Source organism: Bacteroides caecigallinarum (assembly GCF_021530995.1).
Classification (GTDB): domain Bacteria; phylum Bacteroidota; class Bacteroidia; order Bacteroidales; family Bacteroidaceae; genus Phocaeicola; species Phocaeicola faecigallinarum.
The window spans coordinates 1-25,211 of sequence record NZ_JADYTF010000045.1 but is presented as its reverse complement, the minus strand read 5'-3'; the positions used below and the strand labels follow the sequence as shown (position 1 = coordinate 25,211).

Genomic DNA, 25,211 nt, shown 5'->3' with positions numbered 1-25,211 from the left:
ATAATATACTGGGTAAATAAAAAGCGTGACACGTTCGTGTCACGCACGAAACACAAACGTGTTGCGCGTGCGTCACGTTTGTGCAACGGGCGGAGCACGAACGTGTTCCGCTTTCTTTTATTTGTTTCTTTCTGAATTATTATTTGTCTCTTCCTTAATGGAATATTATTTGTTTCTGATAAATCTTTTCATTCCCTCTGTGTAGAATATGCGGGTTGAGTCTTTATCGTCAGAATAAATGAAATAGGCATCAATTTCCGGATGTTCATTGCAGATGGCAACTGCAGAGTCAAGTCCAAGAACCATGAATGCTGTGGCGTATGCATCGGCTGTAGCACAGTTTTTGGCTACAACAGTAGATGACAGTATATTGTGCTGCACTGGATAGCCCGTACGTGGGTTGATGGTGTGTGCATATTTCTTGCCGTCTTTGTAGTAGAAGTTGCGGTAGTTTCCCGAAGTGGCTAGTCCGGCATTGGTTATCTCAATTATCGTCTGAAGTTCCTGATTTACGGACAGGGAGTCGTCTATCGGTTTGTTTATTCCAATTCTCCAGGAATTCATTTTCGGATTTTTACCCTTCAGCACAAGTTCACCGCCTATATCTATCATATAGTTTTCCACACCTTTGCTGTCAAGCAGACGCGCTACGTGGTCCACTCCATATCCTTTTGCTATTGCGCTGCAGTCAAGCATTGTTCTGCTGTCCTGTTTGATTATCTTTCCGTCTTTTAAAGCTATTTTTTCGAAACCTACAAACTGGCGGAGGGAGTCAATTGTTTCACGGCTTATGTTTGTTGAACTGTCAAATCCGAATCCCCATGCGTTGACGAGTGGTGCCACAGTTATGTCGAAAGCCCCGTGTGTTTCTTCTGATATGCTTTTTGCCAGCAGAAAAACATCTGTCAGCAGGCTGTCGGCTGTCATGTCCGTATTGTTGTTTATGCGTGTTATAACCGAATTCTTGTTGAATGGAGAAAGAGAGTTATCCACTTCTTTCAACGCAGCTTCGATTTCCGGTTTCAGGTTGTCGGCATGCTGATATGTTATCTTGTACATTGTGCCGAACACAAGTCCCTGATCTGTACGGAACGGTGGTTGTTTCTTCAGTATGAGAACTGTACCAACTATAAGCAGAACCAGGAATGGTATCTGCCATTTCAATGATTTATTGTTCATGTTTCTATATAATGACTTTTATGATAAATGTTCTATCAGAATTTTCACTCCTATACCTATAAGTACCAGACCTCCGAATATTTCTATCTTCAGGTTGAAGCGTTTGCCGAAGAATACTCCTATGAGACTTCCTATGATTGATATTACGAATGATGCCACTCCTATAGCTGTCAGTGGATGAGCCAATGAACCTAATGTCTTGAAACCTGTAAATGCGAAAGATATTCCTACAGCCAGTGCATCTATACTGGTGGCTATTGCCAATGTGAGTATTACCTTCATTTTATGTGGGTCGAAACTGCAAGATTCATCATCACTGAAATATTCTTTAATCATTCTCACCCCAAGAAATGTAAGCAGACCGAATGCTATCCAGTGGTCGTATGCTTCGATATAGTGATGGAAGTTTTTTGCGCTGGCCCATCCCAGGAATGGCATCATAGCCTGAAACAGTCCGAAGAAAAATCCCATTGTGAGGAATGTTTTCCATTCTACCTTGTGAAGAATTATACCGCTTGCCACTGATACTGTGAAACAGTCAATTGCAAGACTTATTGCCAAAAGCCATATTTCAATTACGCTCATATATTAAAATGGAAGATTATACATCAGATGATATGACACACTAAATCCGGTTGCGGCATTCTCACCGTAACCTGGTATATACCATGGTTCGGTATTCTCATGTTTGGTATAGCTCAGACGTTTTTTGTACTTCACGCTCCATCCCATGCAGAAGCCTTTGTATATTTTCACTTTCATTCCGCCTACAATTTCCAACCACTTTGCAGTGGTATTTACACCATGGTATGAGAATGGCACTTGTATAATTCCGCCGTAATTGGGATCTGTCATAGTGGGTGCATCCACATCATATACGAAAGATGTAAATCCAAATCTAAGTCCTCCAAACAAGTATCCTGGGAGGTGTGGTTTGTCGTAGAAAAAATTATAGTCTGCTCCAATCTTGAAGAATGGTGCAGATGTTTTATAGTGAATATCGGTTGCATCGCTCAAGGTATTTACTTTTCCGTAACCGACTTCTACGATAGGCAAAAAGCGGTTAAGCAAGTTAGCCTGTAGCATAACTTCGCTACTCAATATATCGCTTCCCAAAAAGTGGTTAGCCAGTCCTGCTACTTCTACTCCAATAGTAGTTCCCTGATAGAGTTTGACTTTTTCAGTATTTTCTTTTTTCTTGTCCTTTTTAATCTGTGCGAAAGCATACATAGGACACATTGCCAGACTACTGATTATCAGCCACTGTAAAATATATCCTAAAGTTTTCTTTCTCATAATTGTCTATGTTTGGGTTTACGATTACTATCGAGTCTATTCCGTAGCTGTGTGTCACTTCGGTAGCTTCGTGAAACATCATTGTGCCGCAGTCTACACTCATAAAATATGGAATATTACGATGTTTTATAGTGATATAATCCTGTTGCTCACCATTATAATTTATGATAAAAGACGTTTGATCTGAATAACTCAAAGGAACCTTGAAAGTGCTCATGTTGCTTTCTTTGTTTATCAGAGTATCATTGATAACAGAGTCTTCCACTATTTTTTCTATAATATCTCCGTTTTCAAGTGTATCATATACTATTACGTCTATTGTTGTCTGTCCTATAACGCTGGTAGGAACAGTAGGTGCTACGGCTGTTCCATGCTGGTTCACCATGGTGAATTTTGCGTATGCCATCGCATTGGGTGGACAACTTTCGCCTTCGCAACTATGTAGAAATGTTGCGACCAACGAAATCAGTATAAAAATAACGGGTAGTTTCTTCATTGTGTTTACAGTTCTTTTTCTATTTGGTATTTGTTTCTTTCCTGCGAGTTGCGTGCTATAAGTTCACCAAGGAAACCGGCTATGAAAAGCTGTGTACCAAGTATCATGGTTGTCAGTGCGAGGAAAAAATACGGATTGTCAGTCACCAGGCTATAAGCGTTTCCCGCATGCATATTGTATATTTTCATTGCTCCAACTGCTATCAGGGCTAAAAATCCCAGGAAAAACATAATTGAACCAAGAAAACCGAATATGTGCATTGGTTTGACACCGAACTTTGACAGAAACCATAAAGTAATCAGGTCTAAATAACCATTGACAAATCTGTTTAATCCGAATTTTGTCTTTCCGTATTTACGTGCCTGATGGTGAACTACTTTTTCACCAATTTTGCTGAAACCGGCATTTTTTGCCAGATATGGTATGTAGCGGTGCATTTCGCCGTACACTTCTATGTTTTTAATCACTTCGCGGCGGTATGCTTTCAGTCCACAGTTGAAATCGTGCAGATTTTTTATACCAGACACTTTTCTGGCTGTTGCGTTAAACAGTTTTGTAGGAATTGTTTTCGAAAGCGGATCGTATCTTTTCTGTTTCCAACCCGATACCAAATCATATCCGTCCTCGGTAATCATTCTGTAAAGTTCTGGAATTTCGTCAGGGCTGTCCTGCAGGTCGGCATCCATGGTAATGACCACATCGCCTTCTGCCTTTTCGAAACCGCAGAACAGGGCAGGGGACTTACCGTAGTTACGGCGGAACTTGATACCTTTTATATTATTGCTTTTCTTGCTGAGTTCTTCTATTACATTCCATGAACGGTCTGTGCTGCCGTCGTTTACGAATATGATTTCGTAACTGAAACCATGCTCGTTCATAACTCTTTCTATCCATGCCTGAAGTTCCGGCAGTGACTCTTCTTCGTTATACAGAGGTACTACTACTGATATATCCATTTTGAGTGTGAGTTTTTTTAGGTTTATGAGTTTTTCTTTCTTCGCATAGCCAGCAAGGCTGTTGGAAGGGATAGAATAGCTCCGTAGAATATGTTTTGGAAGATTAATTGCATGGTGAGTTGCAGTGACGACATCGACGCTATGGTTTCAAGATTTTGGATTAACTGGTCCACTGATGTTTCCAGGTCGCCTGTAAGTGTAGCCTTCAAATTTTCCAGTTGATCCATATAAGTTCCTGTAAGATATCCGTTGTCTATGAACTGGAAATATATGTAGTGTGCTGCGGCTGTCAGCAGTGATGCGAAAAAATACATATATAGCGAAAATACCCACCCGCGCAGGAATGACAGTTCGCCGCCGCAATAACGTTCTCTGTATTTACGTATATATATGTAGCCAAGTATTGGGACAAACAATGTCATGAAGATGAACAGAAGTTGCAGTAGGGGTATTTTGAATCCCATAGGCAGGAACGAGAATTTTATTATCCAGAATATTCCCATCATCGTACCGAAACGCATTGCATGTTCTTGTAGTGTTTTTGGTTTGTCTTCCATATCTTATCGTTGATAATATAATTATGATGCAAAAGTAAGTTTTTTCGGCATAGAAAGTATATAAAACGGATAAAAATCATCTTTTTGAGGAAAAAACTTTATTTTTTTATTCATGAATGCTTGTGTAATTAAAAAAAATGCCTACCTTTGCACCCGCAATCGAGAAATACCGATACGGTTTTAATCGAAAGCAGAACATAACACGGGTAAGTCCCATACGGCCAGCTCCCTTCGAATCCTCCAGGGCTTGATCGCAGCAAAGGTAGTTGGTTGTAGCGGCGCGATATGGTAAGCTTGCCCACCTGCCTCTTTAGCTCAGTTGGCCAGAGCACGTGATTTGTAATCTCGGGGTCGTTGGTTCGAATCCGACAAGAGGCTCAAAAAACAAACATATTGGAATATTATTCCCCTTGCCTCTTTAGCTCAGTTGGCCAGAGCACGTGATTTGTAATCTCGGGGTCGTTGGTTCGAATCCGACAAGAGGCTCAAAAAACAAACATATTTGGAATATTATTCCCCTTGCCTCTTTAGCTCAGTTGGCCAGAGCACGTGATTTGTAATCTCGGGGTCGTTGGTTCGAATCCGACAAGAGGCTCAGAAAATCAGGTTGAATATTCAATCTGATTTTTTTTGTTTATACACATTTATCATACGTTTGTTGAATCATTTGTTTTGTAAATATAAATATTACGGCTCACCCGATTTTTAGTGGGGCTAGGCATAAAGTTTCATCAGCCTAAAGAAAAAGAACTTGACATCAATAACTCCCCTAAGTTGTGCCCTGAACTGTTTGATTTTTGCATTGAATGATTCAGCAAATGCATTGGTTGACCTGTTGTTGAAAAAGTTAAGTACTTCATCATAGTGCTCATACAGGGTTGATGCAATAACATTAAAGCTTTTAAATCCCGAAGTGTCTACTTTGTCATACCATCTGGCCAATGAAAGCCGGCTTTCATCTTTTGTTCTGTTTTTATTAAAGATTATTCTCAAGGAATGGGTCAGTGAATAGGCTTCCTTTATATCCGGATATAGCTGAAAAAGTATGGATGCCCTCAGTTTCTGGCTTTGTGTCCATTTTTCTGGTGACTTGAACAGCAGATAACGGTTTCTGGCCAGCAATTGTTTCTTGTGTCTCCATTAGCAAATGTAACAGAGCTGTATTCCTTTCCGGAATGTTTGGCTTCCTCCATAGCATCGGCTTCTTCCTATATGGCATCCCAACGGTGTGCTATCCTCATTTCCTGCAGGGCATCACATGCCAGTTTCTGAACATGAAACCGGTCTATTGTCCGGCTGGCTTTCGGAAAGCAGCAACGTACAATCAGGTTCATGCTGTTGGAAAGATCCATGGTGACTTCCTTTACCATTGAGCGTAGATTTTCAGGAATAAGTTTCAGTGTATCAATGACATCCTGCGCTTTTACACCTTTCACCAAGGCAACCAGGCTTCCTTTTCCCCCACGAGCATCCGGATTGGACACTATGGTATAAAGCTCCCCGTCACTTATGGATGTCTCGTCTATACAGAGCCTCTTACCGATATTCTTGGGGAAGACAAGCCACTCATCAGCGTGAGAAAGCTCACTCCACTGGCGATAACCGCTCAAGACTTCCTTGTAACGAGTGTAAATCTTGATAAGATATTTGAAGGAAGCATTAAGCTTACCAGTGATAATAATGCATTATTTTCCATAATGCAAATATAGTAAATTATTAAACTTCCCCACTAAAAATCGGGTGAGCCGCGATATGCAGATTGTGTATTTAAAGTACGGGCATAAAAAAAGGAGCACCGCCGTACTCCAACCTTTGTTAACCTTAAAATCTAATACTATGAAAAACACGTTACAAAGGTACGGACTTTTCCTGAATTTGCAAGTTTTGTGCGCGAAAACACGTGTTTTATAACATGGTTTAACTAATTGGCTTTATTTGAAAATCTTGTTAACAAAAAAGGAGGCAGTTAAGCCTCCTCCGATTTTTCTGTTTGTGGTTTTATATGCATCCCTTACTTGATGGTACTTCGAAATGGTAGACATCACGTTTGACAGCCATCTTTATACTCCTTGCAAGGGCTTTGAAAATACCTTCAATCTTGTGGTGTTCGTTCTGGCCTTCAGCCTTTATGTTGAGGTTCATTCGTGCCGAATCACTTAATGACTTGAAGAAGTGTAGGAACATTTCCGTAGGCATATCGCCTATTTTCTCGCGCTTGAATTCTGCATCCCAAACCAGCCATGCGCGTCCACCAAAGTCTAGTGCAACCTGACACAGACAGTCGTCCATAGGCAAGCAATAACCATAGCGTTCTATTCCGCGTTTGTTGCCTAATGCCTTGTAGATACATTCTCCAAGAGCTATGGCTGTGTCTTCAATGGTGTGATGTTCGTCCACTTCGAGGTCGCCTTTTACTTTTATGGTAAGGTCCAGTCCTCCGTGCTTGCCTATCTGTTCCAGCATGTGGTCGAAAAATCCCAGTCCTGTACTTATATCGCAAGCTCCGTTGCCGTCGAGGTTGAGGTTTATATAGATATCGGTTTCTTTTGTGGTTCGTCTTACTTCAGCTTTTCTCTCTCCGGCAAACAAGAATTCTGCTATCTTGTCCCAGTCTTTTGTGGCAAGTACACAATATTCTTCCAGTGATTTTTCTTTCAGGATTTCTTTGTCGTCCTGCAGAAGAATAGCTTTGCATCCCAGATTTTTCGCCAGTTCTACGTCTGTTGCGCGGTCGCCTATAACATAGCTTCCGGCCAGGTCGTATTCGGGATTGTCTATGTATTGTGTAAGCATTCCTGTGCGTGGCTTTCTGGTAGGTGCATTGTCTTCAGGAAAACTTCTGTCTATACAGACATTTTCGAAGGTTATTCCTTCGTTTTCAAAAGTCTTCATTACGAGGTTGTGCACAGGCCAGAAAGTATCTTCCGGAAATGAATCAGTACCTAATCCGTCCTGATTGGTTACCATTACGAATTCGTAGTCCAGTTTCTCGCGCACAAAACTCAGATTTCGGAAAACCTTAGGATAGAATTCAAGTTTTTCGAAAGAGTCGAGCTGATAATCGACAGGTGGTTCTATCACCAGTGTGCCGTCGCGGTCGATGAATAATATCTTTTTCATTGCTACTCCTTTTATTTATAGTTTTCAAGAGCCTCTATAAGTTTGTCGTTTTCCGGACGCGAGCCTATGGTTACTCTGAGGCAGTTGTGACACAAGGTGATGTTAGTACGGTTCCTTACAATAATACCATTTCCTACAAGATAGTCGTAGATTTTTTTAGCGTCGGTCACTTTTGCGAGGAAGAAGTTTGCATCGGTAGGGTATATATGTTCGCAGCATGCAAGTTTGCCGAATTTCTCTATCAGTCTGGTTCTTTCGGCAAGCAGTGTCTTCACCCATTCCTTTATCTGATATTCTTTTCCTATCATGCTGATGGCTTCTGTCTGTGTCAGGTGGTTTACGTTATAAGGGTATTTCACCTTATTGAACACAGATATGATTTCTTCCGAAGCGAACGCCATACCGAGACGGATGGCTGCACATCCCCATGCCTTTGAGAATGTCTGCAGGACTACCATGTTAGGATATTTTTCAAGCATCGTGGTGAATGAAACTTCATCCGAGAAGTCGATGTATGCTTCGTCTATAACCACTATTCCCCCGAATTCCTGCAGTACAGTTTCAATTTCTTTTTTGCAGAGGTTGTTGCCGGTAGGATTGTTGGGCGAGCAGAGAAAAATAAGCTTTGTCCTGTCGTCAGTCTTTGCCAGAAGGTCTGAAGCCTTGAACTGAAAGTTCTCGTCAAGCAGTACCTTGCGGTATTCCACATCGTTTATGTCGGCGCATACTTCATACATTCCGTATGTAGGATCTATAGCTACGGCATTGTCTACACCGGGAACGCAGAATGTACGATAGAGAATGTCTATAGCCTCATCACTTCCGTTGCCGAGGAATATTTTTTCCTTGGCAACCTTCTTTACTCTCGAAACCAAAGTCTTCAGTTCTGTCTGCAAAGGGTCCGGGTAGCGGTTGTTCGGCGAGTTGAACGGGTTTTCGTTGGCATCGAGGAATACTGATGCTGTAACCCCTTTATACTCATCTCTGGCAGAAGAATATGGTTTCAATGACAATATATTGGGACGTATAAGTTCGTTTAATGGTTTCATTGTATTTTCTCTTATGATTTTAGTCTTACTGTGACTGCATTCTTGTGTGCATCAAGAAACTCGTTTGCAGCCATTGTTTCGATTGTTGGTCCGATATTCATTATGCCTTCACGTGTTATTTCCTGGAAGGTTATCTTTCGCATGAAGCTGTCCAGGTTCACTCCGCTGTATGCTTTGGCATATCCGTTTGTCGGAAGGGTGTGATTGGTTCCGGATGCATAGTCGCCTGCACTTTCCGGAGTGTAAGGACCGAGGAATACAGAGCCGGCATTTACTATTCTTTCAGCTACCTGCATATAGTCTTTTGTCTCGATTATGAGGTGTTCCGGAGCGTATTCGTTAGACATGTCGATAGCTTCGTCGATGGAATTCACCAATATCAGTTTGCTGTGTGAAAGTGATTTTTCAGTAATCTCCTTTCTTGGAAGTACGGCTAACTGTTTTTCCACTTCTTCCTGCACTGCATTGATAAGCTGTTCCGATGTGGTAATCAATATTGACTGACTGTCTACTCCGTGTTCAGCCTGTGAGAGCAGGTCGGATGCTACGTAAGCCGGGTTTGCAGTTTCATCTGCCAGTACAGCTACTTCCGAAGGTCCTGCAGGCATGTCGATAGCTACATCGTGAAGCGAAACTTCTTGTTTGGCTGCCATAACGTACTGGTTTCCCGGACCGAATATCTTATATACCTTAGGAATGCTTTCAGTTCCGTATGCCATAGCTCCTATGGCCTGTACACCACCGGCTTTGAATATTCTGCTTACTCCGGCTGCCTTGGCTGCATAAAGTATGGCTGGGTTGATTTTGCCCTCACGGTTTGGAGGCGAGCAAAGAACTATTTCTTTGCAACCGGCAATCTTTGCGGGAGCTGCAAGCATCAGCACTGTAGAGAAAAGGGGAGCTGTTCCGCCCGGAATGTATAGACCAACTTTCTCAATGGCTACCGCTTTCTGCCAGCATGTAACTCCTGTTGAGGTCGTTACTTTCTGTCCCTCGAATTTCTGTGATGCATGGAATTTACAGATATTCTCCAATGCCTTGCCTATGGCTTCCTTCAGCGTGCTGTCAGTAGCTTTTTCAGCTTCAGCAAATTCTTCTTCAGTAACCTCAAGCGACGACAGTTTTACTTTGTCGAATTTATCTTCGTATTCAATAACGGCTTCGTCACCTTTCGCGCGTATATCGCCAAGCACCTGAAGCACTGTGTCGCGAAGTGTTGCCGTATTCAGTGTAGGACGGTTCAGAAGGTTTTTCCATTCTGACCGTGCAGGATATCTTATTATATTCATTTTTTTAGTTCTTAGTGATTAGAGAATCATCTTTTCGATAGGGAGAACCAGTATTCCCTGAGCGCCGATAGCTTTCAGCTTTCCTATTATCTCCCAAAAGCATTTCTGGTCGAGAACTGTATGTACGCTGCTCCATCCTTCTGTAGCGAGTGGCATTACTGTAGGACTCTTTATTCCAGGAAGAACTTCAATGATATCCTTTACCTTGTCTGTAGGAACATTCATCAGTACATATTTCTTGTCTTCGGCTGCTTTTACGGCATCCAGTCTGAACAGCAGTTCTTTGAGGATTTCCTTCTTTTCGTCGCTCATGTTCTTGTTGCCAATCAGCAGAGCCTCGCTTTTCATTACCACTTCCACCTCTTTAAGGTTGTTGCTGATAAGCGTGGAACCTGAACTTACTATATCGAAAATGGCATCAGCCAGTCCAATACCCGGAGCAATCTCTACTGAACCTGTAATGACATGTATATCAGCTTTTATGTTATTCTTATCGAGGAACTTTTTCAGAATTACCGGATATGAAGTAGCGATTTTCTTTCCGTTGAACCATTCCAGACCGTTATATTCTATTTCCTTGTGTAGGGCGAGAGACAGACGGCATTTGCTGAAGCCCAGTCTTTGTATTATATCTGCTTCTTCTTCTCTTTCCTGGAATTCGTTTTCGCCTACGATACCCATGTCGGCAACTCCGCTTGCCACGCATTGCGGTATATCGTCATCGCGCAGGAACAGGATTTCTACAGGGAAGTTTGTTGACTGCGTGAGCAATGTACGTTTTGATGTTGACAGTTTGATGTCAGCTTCAGCAAGCAGGGCCATTGTGTCTTCGAACAGACGGCCTTTTGATTGTACGGCAATTCTTAGCATATTTTTCGGTTTTAAAGTTTATAATCTGTATTAATAAAAAAGGCTTACCGTTGTTTTTACGGCAAGCCTTGAATAAATCTTTTTTTATAATGAACTGCATGAGCCATCAGCCTACCGATTATTTCGTCAGGAAATGATGATGGTGATGTAGAGCAGTTGTAAAAATCATAACTTTTTCTTATTGTTTGCGACAAAAGTATAGTGAAAGATTTATAATTCCAAATTTTTAATGCAAAAAGTTTGATTTCTCTTTCAAATTAGTGGATTTACATCCTCTTCTTCTGTTTCGCATCCGTTGAAAAACATGTCTTTTTGTGCCTTTTCCTTAGAGAATGTGAAGTAGGTACATATAGCTTTTGTACATTCTTCGCCATTCATATTAAAGATTGATGCGTCTACCAGTATGATGTTTCGTTTCTGTTCTCTGATACGTGCACGTAGTACCACATAGTCATCGGTAGTCATAATGGATTTCATGTATCTGGTTTCCATTTTTGACGTTACACCGGTAGTCTGAAGCTTTCTGGCTATCACCCATGCGCAAATCTCGTCCAGAAGTGTAGCCTGTATGCCACCATGCAGTGTGTTTACCCATCCCTGATATTTTGCTTCGGGATGCCAGATACTTACTATATCATCTCCGTCCTCGTAAAATTCCATTTTTACTCCTGCTTCATTGTTTGGGGCACAACCGAAGCAGTAATAACCGTCCATGCCTTTCCATGGGTTGATAATCTTTTTCATAGGCTGTTACAATTATATTTCAAAATCCACGCACGCCCTGTCTTCCTTTGCATCTTTTATTATTCCGGCAGCTGCCACGTGGTCAGGATGAGCAGAATATGCTTTTACGTCATCCAGCGAATCGAAAGTGCTGTCAAGGCAGATATCCCATTTTTCTGAAGGATTGATATTCAGTCCTACGTGTATATCTTTTATGAATTTGATTGTTTGAGGCAGTGCTTCAATAGCCGATTTGAAATTGTTCATTATTTCAATTTTCTCATTTTCAGACAAGCTTTCTTTAAGCTTGAACATAACAATGTGCTTGACCATAGTTTGTATATTTTATTTATTATCGTATTTTTGTATGCAGCAAAGATAGTGATTAATTATTAAAATGTGATGCGATGAAGAAACGTAGATTTTTAATACCTTCAATAATAGTGTTAATTCTAGCTTTTATAAGCATACCGTTTGTTATTAATAAAGAGCATGATACAGTCATTATTCACGATGACCTTGACCAAATTATTGAAGATGGCGAGCTTATTGTGTTGACAATAAACAGCTATGCATCATATTTTAATTACAGGGAGGTTCCTATGGGATTCCAATATGAACTGGCACAAGGATTTGCAAAATCTTTGGGGGTAGAACTGAAGGTCATAGTATTGAATTCAGAGGTTGAACTTGTTGATGCTTTGCATAGTGGGGAAGGTGATCTTATAGCCTATAATCTTGCCATAACAAATGAAAGAAAAAAAGATTTGATATATTGTGGAAAAGAAAATATATCACATCAGGTTTTAGTTCAAAGAAGTAGTAAGGATGCACTGAATGATGTAACCCAGTTAGTAGGTAAAGAGGTATATGTAATGCCTGGAAAGTATAAAGAACGACTTGATAACCTTAATCATGAATTGGGGGGAGGTATAATAATACATGAAGTAACCGAAGACAGTATAACTAATGAGGATCTTATCGAAATGGTAGCCAAAGGTAAAATAGATTATACTGTGACAAATAATGAATTGGCAAAAATCAATAAGACATATAATCCTAATCTTGATATCAGTATGGAAATCAGTTTCGACCAGCGTTCTGCATGGGCGGTTAGAAAGACTTCTCCTAAACTGGCTGAGGCTGCCGACAAATGGCATAGAGAGAATATAAACTCTGCGGAGTATGAGGCTAGTGCCAGAAGATATTTTGAACTGAACAAACATACTCCTCAAGCTGCAATTCTTTCTCTTGAGGATGGCAGAATATCTTATTATGACGATTTGTTCAGGAAATATGCATCACAGATAAACTGGGACTGGAGATTACTTGCCGCTTTGGTCTATACTGAGTCAAACTTTAATCCGTCGGCAATCTCTTGGGCCGGTGCGAAGGGACTCATGCAGCTTATGCCTTCTACAGCCAGAGCATACGGCGTTCCTGCAGGAATGGAAAGTGATCCGGAACAGAGTATCAAGGGTGGTGTTAAATATATATCAGAGTTACAGAATATTTTTTCCAAAGTAAAGGATGATAAAGAACGTATGATGTTTGTTCTTGCTTCGTATAATTCCGGTATAGGGCATGTGTTTGACGCAATGGCTCTGGCAGAGAAATACGGTAAGGACAAGTACGTTTGGGATGGAAATGTAGCGGTATATATGTTACTCAAAAATAAAGAAGAATATTATAAGGACCCTGTTTGTAAGAACGGTTATTTCAGAGGTACGGAAACTTACAATTTTGTGCGTGATGTACTTACTCGAGCTGATGTATATATCAAGAATATAAAAAAATGATATAATAAAGGCTGAAGGTTTATGGGGAAAAACTTTCAGCCTTATTTAAGCAATAAACGTATATATTAATTATTGTCTGCTTTTGTGGAGGTGCAAAAAATATTGGTGTAGGTAATTCTTAATGTTTATTATTGGATTGAGAGTTTATAAACTCACCGGGCTTCATTCCAAATTGTTTTTGGAAACATTTGCTGAAATAAGAAGCATTGTTGAAACCTACCATATAACTAACTTCGTTTATTCTATATTTACCTTCAAGTAGTAGAGATGCTGCTTTCTTAAGTCTTACAATCTGAATCATTTCATTAGGAGTAACATCAGCCAAACCTTTTATTTTGGCAAATAGTCCAGAACGGCTGATGCACAGTTTCTCAGCCAGAAATTCTACAGACATATCCTGATTGGCAAAATTCTCTTCTATAATATTGTTGAGTTTGCTTAGGAACTGTTCATCGCTACTGTTGGCTGCAATAGTATGAATAGGTACCATTGGCATTTTTGAGAACTTGGCTCTCAATTGTAATCTCATTTCCAATAGGTTTTTTATGCATGCTTCTAAATACTGCAGAGAAAATGGCTTTTCAATATATGCATCTGCGCCGCAGTTCATTCCTTCCACTTTCGATTTATTGTCAGTCTTGGCGGTAAGCAGTATTATTGGAATATGGCTTAAAGACTGCTTGGAACGTATTGATTTGCATAGTTCAATACCATTCATATTAGGCATCATCCAGTCAGTGATTATTAATGATACTTCTTGTTCATTAAGTCTTTCAAGAGCTTCTATTCCATCTGATGCTGTCAGAATTGTATAGTTTGATTTGAAGTTTTCTGATAAGAAATTAATCATGTCTTCATTATCATCTACTATAAGCATAACTGGATGCTCACTCGTGTCTGTAATTTCAAACTGCTCAGGTATGATATCTTCAGGAATATCATTATTCTCATAATCTTTATCCGTAATTGCATCTTTTTGAACGAGAGGCAAAGTTATGGAGAATGGTGATCCTTCATTGATTTTTGAATCAACATTTATTTTGCCATTGTGGGCTTCTACTATACCTTTTACTATACTCAACCCGATACCTGTGCCTGGTTTGTTTTCCGAAGCATACTTGCGAACATAGTTGTTAAACTGAGTCCTGTTCAGAAAAGCGGTTAATTGAGAGAATACGTATTTGTCTTGGAACATAGCAGCCATTTGTATTAGACTGCAAAGTTGCAAATTCAAGTCCGTTTCAAAAAAAAAACCGTGTAATTGACTATATTTCAACAACTTCAAAGAACTATTTATCCACTTTTACGGGACAGTAGTGATAGCAGTTGATAAAATAATTATCTGATTATCAATAGCAATATCATTAAAAAAAGTAGTGCGAGAGTAGTGATGGATGAGAAAAAAAGCAGTTTATATTCCCCCTCTGGGATACTTCCCTAAGGTAGGGGAAGAGGTTGGCTGTACTTCGCAGGATTTGCCGGATTGAGTTGTTGGCTGAAACAACGCTTATACAAAAAATAATCCGCACAAGACGATGCAACTGAAACGGATGCATTACGTCTTGTGCGGATAATCACAAGAACAAGATTCTATTAACGGATGCTTCCCGAAAGTCTCTTAAGTCCTTTGGTATCGGCTTTATCTTTTGCCTCTATAATGCTGATGGCATATCCGCCACCGGGAGCCGCCTTCAGCTTGAGCACGGTCTTGGCGGTAACCACTCCCTTGCGGATGATGTAGGCCTGCGGATTGTCCTTGTAGTGGGCGTCGGGCGCGTCGGCATACACGGTGGCGATGTACTTCTTGCCTGCATCCAGGAAGTCGAGCTTCAAGTTCGTGGAGTGTCCCAGTTCGCCGGACGTACAGCCCACAAACCAGTTGCCCGTGCCTTTTGCCTTGCGTGCGGCCACGATGTAGCGTCCCGGTTCGGCCTCCAGGTAACGGCTGTCGTCCCAGTCCACAGCCACGTCCTTGATGAACTGGAAGGCATCCATGAAGCGTTCGTAGTTTTCGGGCAGGTCGGCAGCCATCTGCAAGGGACTGTACATGGTGACGTACAGCGCGAGCTGGCGTGCCAGCGTGGTGTTGGCATGTACCTGGCTGTTGGGGTTCAGCTTGCTGATGTCCGTCTCGAAGATGCCCGGCGTGTAGTCCATCGGGCCGCCTTGCAGGCGTGTGAACGGCAGTATGGTGGTGTGGAAAGGCTTGCTTCCGGCAAAGGCCTCATACTCCGTGCCGCGTGCCGACTCGTTGCCGATGAGGTTGGGATAGGTACGGCACAAGCCTGTGGGACGCACGGCCTCGTGGGCGTTGACCATGATGTGGTATTTGGCTGCTTCCTTCACGGCATAGAGGTAGTGGTTCACCATCCATTGCCCGTAGTGGTGTTCGCCACGCGGAATGATGTTGCCCACATAACCGCTCTTTACCGAGTTGTAGCCGTACTTCTTCATCAGTTCGTAGGCGTCGCGCATGTGGCGTTCGTAGTTACGCACGGACGAGGAGGTTTCGTGGTGCATCATCAGGCGCACGCCCTTGTCCTGCGCATACTTGTTCAGTCCCGGCAGGTCGAAGTCGGGATAGGGCGTCACAAAGTCAAACACATAATCCTTGCTGTTGCCGCTCCAGTCTTCCCAGCCGATGTTCCAACCCTCGACCAGTACTTGGTCGAAACCGTGGCGGGCGGCAAAGTCGATGTACTTCTTCACGTTGGCCGTATTGGCGGGATGCACACCGTTGGGCTTCACCTTGGTATAGTCGGTTTCGCCGAGTTTCACCGAAGGCAAGTCCCAGGTATAGGCCCAGGGGCGGTTTCCGGCAATCATCTCCCACCACACGCCTACATACTTCACGGGCTTAATCCACGAGGTATCTTCCAGCTTGCAGGGTTCGTTGAGGTTCAGAATCAGTTTGGAAGCGAGAATGTCGCGCGCGTCGTCGCTTACCATGACCGTGCGCCAGGGAGTGTGGCAGGGCGCCTGCATGTGTCCCTTGTTGCCCTGCGCGTCGGGCGTGAGCCACGATTCAAACACCATGTTCTTGTCGTCCAGGTTGAGGTGCATGCACGAATAGTCTACCAAAGCCGCCTCGTGCAGGTTGATGTACAGTCCCCCGTCGGTCTTCAGTTGGAGGGAAGTCTGCACGCCTGTGGGCGAGAACTGCGTCTGCGACATGTTGTCCGTAATGGCGCCTTCCATCAGCCCGCGTATTTCGGAAAGGCGGGATTCGGTGTAATCGTATTCCTGGGTGTCATAGTCGCCCGGAATCCACCACGCCGTGTGGTCGCCGGTCATGGCAAACTGCGTGTGTTCTTCCTTGATGACAAAGTACACAAGGTTTTTCTGCTGGGGAAATTCGTAACGCAGGCCCATTCCCTCGTCGTACACACGGAAACGGATGTTCATGTAACGGTCGGTAGAAGGTTGTTTCAGCTCTACCAGCAGTTCGTTGTAGTGGTTGCGGATGTCTTTCATCTCGCCCCACACGGGTTGCCACGTCTCGTCGAACGTGGAAGTGGAGGTCTTCACCACTTCAAAGCCGTCCATCAGGTTGGGCTTTCCGTTGAGTTCCAGCCCCAGGGAAGAAGGCTTTACGACTTCCGTCCCTTTGTAAGAAACCTGGTAGGTGGGCACGCCGTTGCCGGCCAGCTCAAAAGCTACACTGACTTGACCGGAAGGAGAAGAAATGTTCTGGGCCTTTCCCGCCAAAGCCGCCCCCATCAAGAGGGCACTTAAGATTAGTTTTCTTGTCATATTCGTATCAGTTAAATAGGTTATCCATACACAGCATCATTCAATCACAATCATGTTCCAGTATTTCAGGGCAGGCATGGTAAAGGTCACGGTACCGTCTTTTTGCTCAAAAGCCAGTTCTTCGGGAGCACCGGCATGGCGGTCGGGCGATGCCACCCATATTTTGTTCACCTTTTCTTCCATCTGTACCTGCAATGAAAGCTGGGAAAGCAAACGGGGTTCGGGCATCGTGCCATCCACGTCGCGCCAGCTCATGTTGTCCGCGTCGCGGAAGTTCAGCAGATGCACCACCGTCTTGTCGCCTACCTTTTTGGCATAGGAAGCCACGGCCGACTGTTGTGGCGGCCAGGCATTGATGGACACATTGCCCGAAGCATCGGAGATGCTGACGGACGTCTCGGTATCGGTACCGGTGCCGCGCAAGAGGTTCTGGTAGGCGGTCAGGAAGTCGTAGTAGCGCACAATGGATGTTTTCAGGGTTTCGTCCATTTCCAGGTTGTCGTTCGGGAAGTATTCCTTGCACAGCATGTGGTCGCCCAGTTCCAAGTGCGAGCCGCCCAAGGCAAACATCACGGCATCGGTCAGCAGCACGCCGGGCGTGTTGAACTCGCCCGTATTGTCGGCACGGTTGTAGTTCATGTAAGCGGCAAAGACGGTGCGCAAGGTATAGTTGCTGTACTGGTCGTTGGCCTTGATAACCGTGTGGAGGTCGTCGAAACCTGCTTCGCTGTCCCACAGTTCGTTATACAGGAAGTCCGTCTGTCCCGTGCCCGTAATCTGCGAAGCGCCGTAGCTGGAAACGGCATTCATGATGAGCCGCTTGTCGGGATGGGCCGCTTTCATGGCACCGATGAACGAAGCATATCCCTTGGGCAGGTTCACGCGGTTGCCGTTGTAGTCGTAGCGGTCGCCTCGGTCACCCAACTGGTCAATCTGGTAGCCGTCGAAGTCGAAGTTGGCATACACCTCGTCGTTGCGCTCGGCCAGGTAGGCCTGCCACTCGGTGTTGGCAGGGTCGAGCAGGTAGATGTGGCTTTTCCAACTGTCGGGCAAGCTGTGCAGGTCCTTGTCGGTGCGCCCGGTGCCTTTGAAGATGTACCATTCTTCTTTCACGCCGTCGGCGGCGGCATCGTCGAGCGCGCCGAAACAGAGGTTATAGAAGATGGACTTCATTCCCAGACCGTGCTGCACGTCAATGTATTTCTTGACTACCTCCGTATAGACGTCGCGGTTGGCAATGTCCTTGTAGACTTCATCGAGCTTGTCGCGTGTGCCGCCCAGGGGCCAGTGGTGCTTGTTGTGCCAGTCCTGGAACTGCACACCGTTGATGTGGCAACGGTTGAGGAATTCCATTTCCTTTTCGATGACGCCCGGTTCGAGTTTCGAGGCATCGAAAGTGGCTACGAAGCCGTAGCGCGGGAAGCGCGTCCAGTCGCTCGATACGTCGACGGCAATGGTGCCCATCACCACTTCTGCCCCATCGTTGCGTGTGCGGTAAATGTCGACCATGTATCCCGTAAAGTCGTCAGAGGGTGCCGTCCAGGTCCACGAATTGCCTGTGGCTTCGGCTTCGGCCAGTACTTGGTTACCTGTGCGGTAACGCACTTTAGCCCCTTGCGGCAGCGAGCCTTCGACAGTAAACGTCACGGTTTCGCCCGGACTGTAACAAGCCTTGTCGGTAGAGAGTTCGAGGGTGAGGTCGGACATCACTTTGATCACTTCGCTCACTCCTCCTTCGTTTCCTCCCCCTCCGGGCGTTTCGGGAGTATCGGAAGGCCCGTTGTCGTTGCTGCAAGCTGCCATAGCCAACAGGGCAGCCAATGCGGTAAGTTTCAAATTCATCATACTAATTGTTTTATGGATTTATAAATGTTTATTTCCTGTGAGGTATGTTCCAGTAACACAGAAAAAGTTAAAATACCCAATTAGACACCTTATATTTATTGTTTCACAATCGAAACAGTTTCTTCAAGTTGGTTAAGGGTAATAGTATAAGTACCAGCCTCTGTCAGCTTCCACTTGTTATCGATGCCACCTACCGTTACGTCGAGGTATTGTTCCTTGCAAGCATCGCTCGACTTGTCGATGAACAACATCTGCTCTACTTGCCCAGTGGGTGCTGCGCCGTTTACGGTCGACATGAACCAAGCGCCGTTCCAGTCGCTCTTCTTATCGCAGGTGAACTTCAGTTCGCCAGTATTCAGGTTACCGATCCAAGTAAATACGTAAGGATCATCGGTAGCAACCAGCGGCTCGGCAATGTCGAGTGACCATCCGCCCGGAGTAGCATCGCCCACCATATAGATGGCTTCATATGGCGTGAACGGACTCATCAACATGCGTTCTTTTCCGCTGCGTATGTCGAGGCATATCTTGTAAGCTTTACCCACTTCGTCAGCTTGCAGCACCCACTTGTTATCCGGGTCGAAACCGCTGACAAACTCTACTGACGAATCGGTATAAGGCGCGTTGGGCTGTGTGGCCTTGTAGTTGTTTTCCCAACTTCCGTTGGCGGTAGCAAACTTGAATTCACCAGCATTTTCAAAGTAATGTCCGTAGCGGAACAGGAAGGGGTCGATAGCATCTTTAGTCATGGGCGCAAAGCTCCATCCGGCAGTTCCGTCGATGAGATAAATCTGGTCGTAAGGCGGCAGGTTGCCTTCTGTCTTAGTCAGCGTGAGAACACCAGTCAAGAGGTTGGCTTCCACTTCATAGAAATGTGCTTCCTCCACGGTGAAGTTCACGTCGGGAGTGCCGTCGGCACTGTAATAGAGCGTGCCGTCGCCGTTTCCGTTGTTGTAACAGGGTGAGAAGGTTCCCGGGGCAAGTACAAATTTGAACGAACCCACATTCAGGTTGCCCGACCAGGTGAAGACACCGTTGTCGGTACGTGTCATCTCCGTCACGCTGTTGTTGTCCCACCCGCCGGGCGTGGCATCACCTATCAAATAGAGGGTAGTAGTCACCGGTTCGTATGACGTAGCGCTAAACTCTGCCGTAGCAATCTGTGTTTGCTCCTGTCCGGCCACAACAGCAATGACACGCGCTTCAAGTGAAAAAGTCTGGATGCCACTTGCACCGAAAGACTCACGGAGCATGTTATTCATATCTTCTACCGTCCAAGCATAGGAGTATTGCTGCACGGCATCTTCCACTACCACGCAAGGCGAAGCGTAATTGGTTCCTTTTTCGGCTACTTCTACAGTATATGAAATGCGATTACCCGTACCATAATTCGTACCGGTAGTCCAGGACAGTTCCAGGGCATTGTCGGCATGGTTCTGCTCGTTCAGGACAATTTCGGTGGCGCTTGGCGTCAGGGCCAACTCAGTATGTCCTTTGTCTGTTTCCATGTAATCATCGTCCACACAGGCGATCAGAGCCGCGCAAGCAAACAATGAGAGAGCGAGATGTGTAATATATTGTTTCATGGTTACTCTTGTTTTTATTAATGTTTTCATTCAAGTTGTCAATTGCGTTAATAACCAGGATTCTGTTCCATCAGCGGGTTGGCATCCATTTCGGTCTGCGGAATGGGGAAAATCAGACGGTCCTTGGTGGCTTTGGTTTTTCCGATGGAGTGGAAGAACTCTATGGCATAATCGCCGTTGCCTATGCGGACAAGGTCGAACCAGCGGTGTCCCTCGAAAGCCAGCTCCATGCGGCGTTCGTGGATGATGGCCTCGCGCATGGCTTCTTGCGACAAACCCGACAATTCGGGCAGCCCGGCACGATGACGTACGATGTTAAGGGGCGTTTCAGCCTGGGCGGTCTGTCCCATTTCGTTCAGGGCTTCGGCTTTCTTCAGCAGCACGTCGGCATAGCGGTACACCACGAAGTTGGCAGGGTTGGTATTGTATTCGGGCGAAACGGCTTTAGTGACAAGGAACTTACGCACATTGTACCCGGTGTTCGAGTAAGACGATTTGTATTCCTTGCCGTCGAAAGTGGGGCAACCCTGGTAGAGCACAGTCAGGTCCTTGCGCAGGTCGCCTTCTTCCCAGGCATCCATAAATTCTTGTGTAGGCTGGTTCCATCCGTAGCAGCCGGCCACGAAATCGGAATTGCGCGGTCCCATGAAAGTGGAGAGCCAGGATGCCTGCGGGTTATTTCCCCAAAAGTCATACTCAGTACTTCCCGAATATTGTACCTCAAACAACGATTCAGTTCCGTTATTAATAGTGGCATCAAAATTATCCTCGAACTTGCAGTTGGCAAGGTCATAACCCAGGTTGGCAATGTCATCACACAAATCTACTACATCCTGGTAGTATTCCGAATTTTCAGGAGCCAGCGTCAGCTTGATGTCTGCCATCATGGCCAAGGCAGCTTCCTTGCAGGCACGTCCTACGTTTTCTGAATCATACTGTGCTTTTGTGGGCAACATGTCGATGGCGTTCTGACAATCGGAAATGATTTGGGTGTAAACTTCCTCGCGTGTATTGCGGGCAATGGCGGTAGACTCTCCCGGGTTATAGGGAGTAAGACGCAAAGGCACACCACCGTACAGGCGCACCAAGATATAATAATAATGTGCGCGGAGGAAATAAGCCTCACCCATGCACTGCTGTTTTACGCTTTCGCTCATGAGTTCGGAGTCAGGCACGGAATTGAGCACAATGTTGCACTGTCCGATACCCACCCACGGCGAACGCCACATGTAGAGTGCCATACCGTTGTCGCTTTGTGTAATGAAGTTGGCAGCCTGTATGGTTTCCAAACCGTCGGTACCTCCTCCGGCACCTACTTCACTGTTTCCTGCCACGATATCAAGCGTCCAGATGCGCTGGTTATACATATTTGAAGACTGCAATGTGCGGTAGCATGCTGTAGTAAGGGCAATGGCCACATCATCGGTTACTTCCGTTTCCGGGTCGACTGTATTGTTAGGCGACTTTTCGAGAAAGTCGGCACACGAAACCATCATCATGACGGCCAACAGATATAGGAAATTACTTATCTTTTTCATGTTGTAATGAATTAAAAGTTTTACTTGGCATTAGAAATTAAAGTTCAGTCCCACGTTGAAGGTACGCGAAATAGGATAGCGCGACTGGTCTATTCCGTTGATGTCGACTTCGGGATCGAAACCGGAATATCCTGTAATGGTAGCCACATTTTCGCAAGATATCGAAAGACGGGCATTCTCAATCGTCAGTTTCCGCAACCACTGTTTGGGGAAATTATAAGCAAGCGTTATATTCTTCAAACGCAGGTAAGAACCATTCTCCACAAAGCGGTCGGATACCCGGCTGTTCTGATTGGGGTCGCCATATACAGCACGCGGCATAGAGTTGCTGGTGCCTTCGCCACGCCAGCGGTCAAGTACATCGGTAGTCTGGTTATAAGCGGCAGCCATACCGGTAAGGTCGATGTTGTTTGCGTTGTAGATTTTGTTGCCTGCCACACCCTGCAAGTAAACCGACAGTTCAAAGCCTTTGTAGCTAAGGCTGTTGTTCATGGAGAACAGCCAAGTGGGGTTGGGATTGCCAATCACGGTACGGTCGTCGTCGTTAATCACGCCGTCGTTGTTCAGGTCTTTGAAGCGGATGTCGCCGGCTTCGGCACCTGTCTGCACGGCATGTTCCTGCACTTCTTCCGGAGTTTGGAACAATCCGTCGGTCACGTAGCCGTAGAACACGTTGATAGGATAACCTTCGGCCAGCATGGTAAGATACGAATTGTTTACCTGATTGATATAATAAGGTACATCACTGTTCAAGCTCTTAATCTTATTCTTGTTATAAGTAGCGGTCACATTAGTTTCCCAGCTCAGCTCGCCTCCCTGAAGATTGATGGTGTGCAAGCTCATTTCAAAACCTTTGTTGCTTACTTTGCCTGCATTGGTATAGGTAATGCTTGTGTCTTCAAAACCCGAAGTGATGGGAATGGATGCTTTTACCAACATGTCGCGCGTTTCTTTTATATATCCGTCGAACGAGAACATGACACGTGAATTGAACAAAGACGCATCAAAGCCAATGTTGGTTTGTGCCACTTCTTCCCAGTGCAGATACGGGTTGGACAAGGAAAGCGACACCAGAGCCGTCTGGTTGTTTCCGGCAGTACCCAACGGATAAACACTTGTATTGTAAGAAGCCAAATAGCCATATTCACTGATACCTGCCTGACTACCGGTAATACCGTATCCCACTCTCAACTTCAAATCGTTCACCCAATCGTTCTGCGGATAGAACTTTTCCTGCGAAATACGCCAAGCAGCCGATACAGAAGGGAATGTACCCCAACGGTTCTCCTTACCAAAACGGCTGGAACCATCGCGGCGAACCGTGGCAGTCAGCAAATAACGGTCTTCGTAAGAATAATTCAAACGTGCCATGTAAGAAAGCAAAGCCCAATCTGTTTCATTACCACCGATGGCATACATTTTTTCACCGTTGTCCATTTCATGCACGTTGTCAAAAGTGAACACGTTTTTCTGCGCATTCAGGTAATCGTAGTTGCTCCACTGGGCAGACATACCAGCCATTACACCTACTTTGTGCTTTTCGGCAAAGGTATGGTCAAAAAGGAAATAGTTATCCCACAAGTAAGTAAACGACTTGTTGTCGCTCTTGTAGCGCGAGCTTTCTTCAGTGGGTGTGGGTTTCCAGTCGTAAGCAGGCGTCCAATTGTCTATGAACCAAAATTTAGCATCGTAGCCAAAAGTACTTTTAAATTTCAGCCATTTCGTAAAAGTCAGTTCAGCCGTCAAATTAGCCAGGAAGTTGTAGCCTTTCGTCTCACTGCTGTTTACTTCAGTAGGTCCAATAGGGTTGCGCGTACTTCCATACCATTCGGAATTACCTTCCGGTCCCGACCATGTGCCGTCTTCGTTCTTTACCGGCAAAACGGGAAGCGCCCTCATGGCATCGCCGATGCTGTATGAACCCTGGTCTTTCACATCGGCACTGAACGTAATGTTGTTCGAGAACTTCAACCATTTCAGCACTTGTGCATCGCTGTTGCTTTGGAAAGTGAAGCGGCGGTATCCCACACTTTTTACGATACCTTCCTGGTCGAGGAAACCACCCGATACATAATAATGTGCCTTGTCGTTTCCACCGGAATAGCTGACAGTATAGCTCTGCATGGAACCTGTCTGAAGAAGCAAGTCCAGCCAGTCAGTTCCCTTACCCAATGAAGAAGGGTCGGCCCATTCGGGATTGGGATTGCGTCCGCTGTTTGTCATCATGTCGTTGCTCAACTCTGCATATTGGGAGGCATTGAGCAATTCGGGCACGCTGGTAGCATTCTGTATGGAGTAGTTGGCCGAGAAAGAAAGTTTACCCTTGCCTTCAACACCGCGCTTGGTAGTAATCATCACCACGCCGTTGGCACCGCGCGAACCATAGATAGCAGTAGCCGAAGCATCTTTCAATACGTCGAGACGCTCAATGTCGGCCATGTTCAGCGAAGACAATCCAAGGTCTGTCGGCACTCCGTCGATTACCACCAGCGGGTCGCAATTGTTAATGGAGCCCAAACCACGGATTTTAATGTTTACGTTATCTCCCGGGCGTCCGGCATCTAATACCTGTACACCCGAAATCTTACCCTGAATGGCCTGACCCAGGTTGGCAACCGGCGTGTTGCGCAATTCCTTGTTTCCTACCGAAGCAACAGCGCCTGTCAAGTCGCTTTTCTTCATCGTACCATATCCCACGACTACTACTTCTTCAAGCATTTTGCTGTCTTCTACCAGAACGATTTGCAAGTTCCGCTGTCCGTTGACAGCTACTTCCTGTGTTTTGTAACCAACAAAAGAAATCTGTAAGATTCCCTGTGAAGATACAGTAAGTGTAAAATCGCCGTCAATACCAGTTATCGTTCCGTTTGTAGTACCTTTTTCTACTACACTGGCTCCGATAACAGTTTCTCCCGTCTGGTCCTTTACAATACCTTTCACTGCAATTTGCTGTGCAGACATGCACACCGAGAACAAAATTCCGATTAATAAAGCCAATAACCGGAATGGTTTTCTGTACTTTTGCATAATATCAAATTTTAAATTGAACAATATGTCTTCAACTCAAAATGAAGAACGATGCAAAAATAGATGATAAAAACAAGTTTAAATAACCTACATAGTGAAAAAGTAGTATAAACAACAATGTATAATAC

The 25,211-nt window shown here is 44.8% G+C and carries 19 protein-coding genes, 3 tRNA genes and 1 pseudogene; 4 read left to right on the top strand and 19 right to left on the bottom strand.

Translation table 11 applies throughout. The annotated features are described in order from the left end of the window. Positions 1-165: 165 nt before the first annotated feature. From I6E24_RS07895 to I6E24_RS07870, 6 genes are read right to left on the bottom strand one after another with little or no spacing between them, the layout of a single operon-like run. Positions 166-1,179 carry an FAD:protein FMN transferase gene (locus I6E24_RS07895; protein WP_235327654.1) on the bottom strand — a complete coding sequence of 338 codons (1,014 nt, stop codon included), beginning with the start codon at positions 1,177-1,179 and terminating at the stop codon, positions 166-168. A gap of 18 nt (positions 1,180-1,197) precedes the next feature. Next, the gene (locus I6E24_RS07890; RefSeq protein ID WP_235327653.1) at positions 1,198-1,764 is read right to left on the bottom strand and encodes a manganese efflux pump MntP; all 567 of its coding nucleotides are present in this window, start codon (positions 1,762-1,764) and stop codon (positions 1,198-1,200) included. Between the two features lie 3 nt (positions 1,765-1,767). Beyond that, positions 1,768-2,475, bottom strand: a complete 708-nt coding sequence (locus tag I6E24_RS07885; RefSeq protein WP_235327652.1) for a DUF6048 family protein — start codon at positions 2,473-2,475, stop codon at positions 1,768-1,770. After that, a complete protein-coding gene (locus I6E24_RS07880; protein WP_235327651.1) occupies positions 2,426-2,971 on the bottom strand; it encodes a DUF6452 family protein in 546 nt (181 codons plus the stop codon). Before I6E24_RS07880 ends, I6E24_RS07885 begins: the two co-directional genes overlap by 50 nt. Positions 2,972-2,976: 5 nt before the next feature. After that, positions 2,977-3,927: a glycosyltransferase gene (locus I6E24_RS07875; protein WP_235327650.1), complete on the bottom strand. Its 951-nt coding sequence runs from the start codon at positions 3,925-3,927 to the stop codon at positions 2,977-2,979. Positions 3,928-3,950: 23 nt separating this feature from the next. Further along, complete coding sequence (locus I6E24_RS07870; RefSeq protein ID WP_235327648.1) at positions 3,951-4,484, bottom strand: DUF4199 domain-containing protein; 534 nt, start codon at positions 4,482-4,484, stop codon at positions 3,951-3,953. Between the two features lie 304 nt (positions 4,485-4,788). Here I6E24_RS07870 and I6E24_RS07865 point away from each other — a divergent pair. The 3 genes from I6E24_RS07865 (at position 4,789) to I6E24_RS07855 (ending at position 5,079) form a co-directional block, all read left to right on the top strand. Beyond that, positions 4,789-4,862: transfer RNA gene (locus I6E24_RS07865), tRNA-Thr, on the top strand. Between the two features lie 34 nt (positions 4,863-4,896). Further along, positions 4,897-4,970, top strand: a tRNA-Thr gene (locus I6E24_RS07860). Positions 4,971-5,005: 35 nt separating this feature from the next. Next, positions 5,006-5,079: transfer RNA gene (locus I6E24_RS07855), tRNA-Thr, on the top strand. Between the two features lie 119 nt (positions 5,080-5,198). Here I6E24_RS07855 and I6E24_RS07850 read toward each other — a convergent pair. The 7 genes and pseudogenes from I6E24_RS07850 to I6E24_RS07820 all read right to left on the bottom strand — a co-directional run. Then, positions 5,199-6,109 (bottom strand): annotated as a pseudogene (locus I6E24_RS07850) (ISAon1 family transposase); the annotation flags it as partial. A 373-nt stretch (positions 6,110-6,482) separates the two neighbouring features. Further along, complete coding sequence (gene hisB / locus I6E24_RS07845; RefSeq protein ID WP_235327647.1) at positions 6,483-7,604, bottom strand: bifunctional histidinol-phosphatase/imidazoleglycerol-phosphate dehydratase HisB; 1,122 nt, start codon at positions 7,602-7,604, stop codon at positions 6,483-6,485. 11 nt (positions 7,605-7,615) lie between these two features. Next, positions 7,616-8,653 (bottom strand): histidinol-phosphate transaminase, encoded by a 1,038-nt coding sequence (gene hisC, locus I6E24_RS07840; RefSeq protein ID WP_235327645.1) that lies wholly within the window; start codon positions 8,651-8,653, stop codon positions 7,616-7,618. Between the two features lie 11 nt (positions 8,654-8,664). After that, the gene (gene hisD / locus I6E24_RS07835; RefSeq protein WP_235327644.1) at positions 8,665-9,942 is read right to left on the bottom strand and encodes a histidinol dehydrogenase; all 1,278 of its coding nucleotides are present in this window, start codon (positions 9,940-9,942) and stop codon (positions 8,665-8,667) included. 18 nt (positions 9,943-9,960) lie between these two features. Continuing rightward, positions 9,961-10,812, bottom strand: coding sequence for an ATP phosphoribosyltransferase (gene hisG, locus I6E24_RS07830; protein ID WP_235327643.1), 852 nt, complete (start codon positions 10,810-10,812; stop codon positions 9,961-9,963). 252 nt (positions 10,813-11,064) lie between these two features. Next, positions 11,065-11,556 carry a PaaI family thioesterase gene (locus tag I6E24_RS07825; RefSeq protein ID WP_235327641.1) on the bottom strand — a complete coding sequence of 164 codons (492 nt, stop codon included), beginning with the start codon at positions 11,554-11,556 and terminating at the stop codon, positions 11,065-11,067. 12 nt (positions 11,557-11,568) lie between these two features. After that, complete coding sequence (locus I6E24_RS07820; RefSeq protein ID WP_235327639.1) at positions 11,569-11,868, bottom strand: Dabb family protein; 300 nt, start codon at positions 11,866-11,868, stop codon at positions 11,569-11,571. Positions 11,869-11,963: 95 nt separating this feature from the next. On the opposite strand from I6E24_RS07820, the gene I6E24_RS07815 reads away from it, so the two are divergent. Continuing rightward, a complete protein-coding gene (locus tag I6E24_RS07815) occupies positions 11,964-13,334 on the top strand; it encodes an MltF family protein (RefSeq protein WP_235327656.1) in 1,371 nt (456 codons plus the stop codon). 118 nt (positions 13,335-13,452) lie between these two features. On the opposite strand, the gene I6E24_RS07810 is transcribed toward I6E24_RS07815, so the two are convergent. The 6 genes from I6E24_RS07810 to I6E24_RS07785 form a co-directional block, all read right to left on the bottom strand. Continuing rightward, positions 13,453-14,529 carry a response regulator gene (locus tag I6E24_RS07810; RefSeq protein WP_262911905.1) on the bottom strand — a complete coding sequence of 359 codons (1,077 nt, stop codon included), beginning with the start codon at positions 14,527-14,529 and terminating at the stop codon, positions 13,453-13,455. A 398-nt stretch (positions 14,530-14,927) separates the two neighbouring features. Beyond that, positions 14,928-17,087, bottom strand: a complete 2,160-nt coding sequence (locus I6E24_RS07805) for a glycoside hydrolase family 97 protein (RefSeq protein WP_235327637.1) — start codon at positions 17,085-17,087, stop codon at positions 14,928-14,930. Positions 17,088-17,123: 36 nt separating this feature from the next. Continuing rightward, positions 17,124-18,929, bottom strand: coding sequence for an endo-dextranase (locus I6E24_RS07800; RefSeq protein ID WP_394799993.1), 1,806 nt, complete (start codon positions 18,927-18,929; stop codon positions 17,124-17,126). A gap of 98 nt (positions 18,930-19,027) precedes the next feature. Beyond that, positions 19,028-20,518, bottom strand: a complete 1,491-nt coding sequence (locus I6E24_RS07795; protein WP_235327655.1) for a SusF/SusE family outer membrane protein — start codon at positions 20,516-20,518, stop codon at positions 19,028-19,030. Positions 20,519-20,565: 47 nt separating this feature from the next. Continuing rightward, entirely contained in the window at positions 20,566-22,056 is a 1,491-nt protein-coding gene (locus I6E24_RS07790; protein ID WP_235327633.1) for a RagB/SusD family nutrient uptake outer membrane protein, read from the bottom strand. 30 nt (positions 22,057-22,086) lie between these two features. Next, entirely contained in the window at positions 22,087-25,083 is a 2,997-nt protein-coding gene (locus I6E24_RS07785; RefSeq protein WP_235327631.1) for a SusC/RagA family TonB-linked outer membrane protein, read from the bottom strand. Positions 25,084-25,211: the final 128 nt, after the last annotated feature.

Bases quoted from the DNA above. Each gene is read 5' to 3' on its own strand.
- I6E24_RS07895 (WP_235327654.1), bottom strand. From the start codon at position 1,179: ATGAACAATAAATCATTGAAATGGCAGATACCATTCCTGGTTCTGCTT.
- I6E24_RS07890 (WP_235327653.1), bottom strand. From the start codon at position 1,764: ATGAGCGTAATTGAAATATGGCTTTTGGCAATAAGTCTTGCAATTGAC.
- I6E24_RS07885 (WP_235327652.1), bottom strand. From the start codon at position 2,475: ATGAGAAAGAAAACTTTAGGATATATTTTACAGTGGCTGATAATCAGT.
- I6E24_RS07880 (WP_235327651.1), bottom strand. From the start codon at position 2,971: ATGAAGAAACTACCCGTTATTTTTATACTGATTTCGTTGGTCGCAACA.
- I6E24_RS07875 (WP_235327650.1), bottom strand. From the start codon at position 3,927: ATGGATATATCAGTAGTAGTACCTCTGTATAACGAAGAAGAGTCACTG.
- I6E24_RS07870 (WP_235327648.1), bottom strand. From the start codon at position 4,484: ATGGAAGACAAACCAAAAACACTACAAGAACATGCAATGCGTTTCGGT.
- hisB (WP_235327647.1), bottom strand. From the start codon at position 7,604: ATGAAAAAGATATTATTCATCGACCGCGACGGCACACTGGTGATAGAA.
- hisC (WP_235327645.1), bottom strand. From the start codon at position 8,653: ATGAAACCATTAAACGAACTTATACGTCCCAATATATTGTCATTGAAA.
- hisD (WP_235327644.1), bottom strand. From the start codon at position 9,942: ATGAATATAATAAGATATCCTGCACGGTCAGAATGGAAAAACCTTCTG.
- hisG (WP_235327643.1), bottom strand. From the start codon at position 10,812: ATGCTAAGAATTGCCGTACAATCAAAAGGCCGTCTGTTCGAAGACACA.
- I6E24_RS07825 (WP_235327641.1), bottom strand. From the start codon at position 11,556: ATGAAAAAGATTATCAACCCATGGAAAGGCATGGACGGTTATTACTGC.
- I6E24_RS07820 (WP_235327639.1), bottom strand. From the start codon at position 11,868: ATGGTCAAGCACATTGTTATGTTCAAGCTTAAAGAAAGCTTGTCTGAA.
- I6E24_RS07810 (WP_262911905.1), bottom strand. From the start codon at position 14,529: ATGTTCCAAGACAAATACGTATTCTCTCAATTAACCGCTTTTCTGAAC.
- I6E24_RS07805 (WP_235327637.1), bottom strand. From the start codon at position 17,087: ATGACAAGAAAACTAATCTTAAGTGCCCTCTTGATGGGGGCGGCTTTG.
- I6E24_RS07800 (WP_394799993.1), bottom strand. From the start codon at position 18,929: ATGAATTTGAAACTTACCGCATTGGCTGCCCTGTTGGCTATGGCAGCT.
- I6E24_RS07795 (WP_235327655.1), bottom strand. From the start codon at position 20,518: ATGAAACAATATATTACACATCTCGCTCTCTCATTGTTTGCTTGCGCG.
- I6E24_RS07790 (WP_235327633.1), bottom strand. From the start codon at position 22,056: ATGAAAAAGATAAGTAATTTCCTATATCTGTTGGCCGTCATGATGATG.
- I6E24_RS07785 (WP_235327631.1), bottom strand. From the start codon at position 25,083: ATGCAAAAGTACAGAAAACCATTCCGGTTATTGGCTTTATTAATCGGA.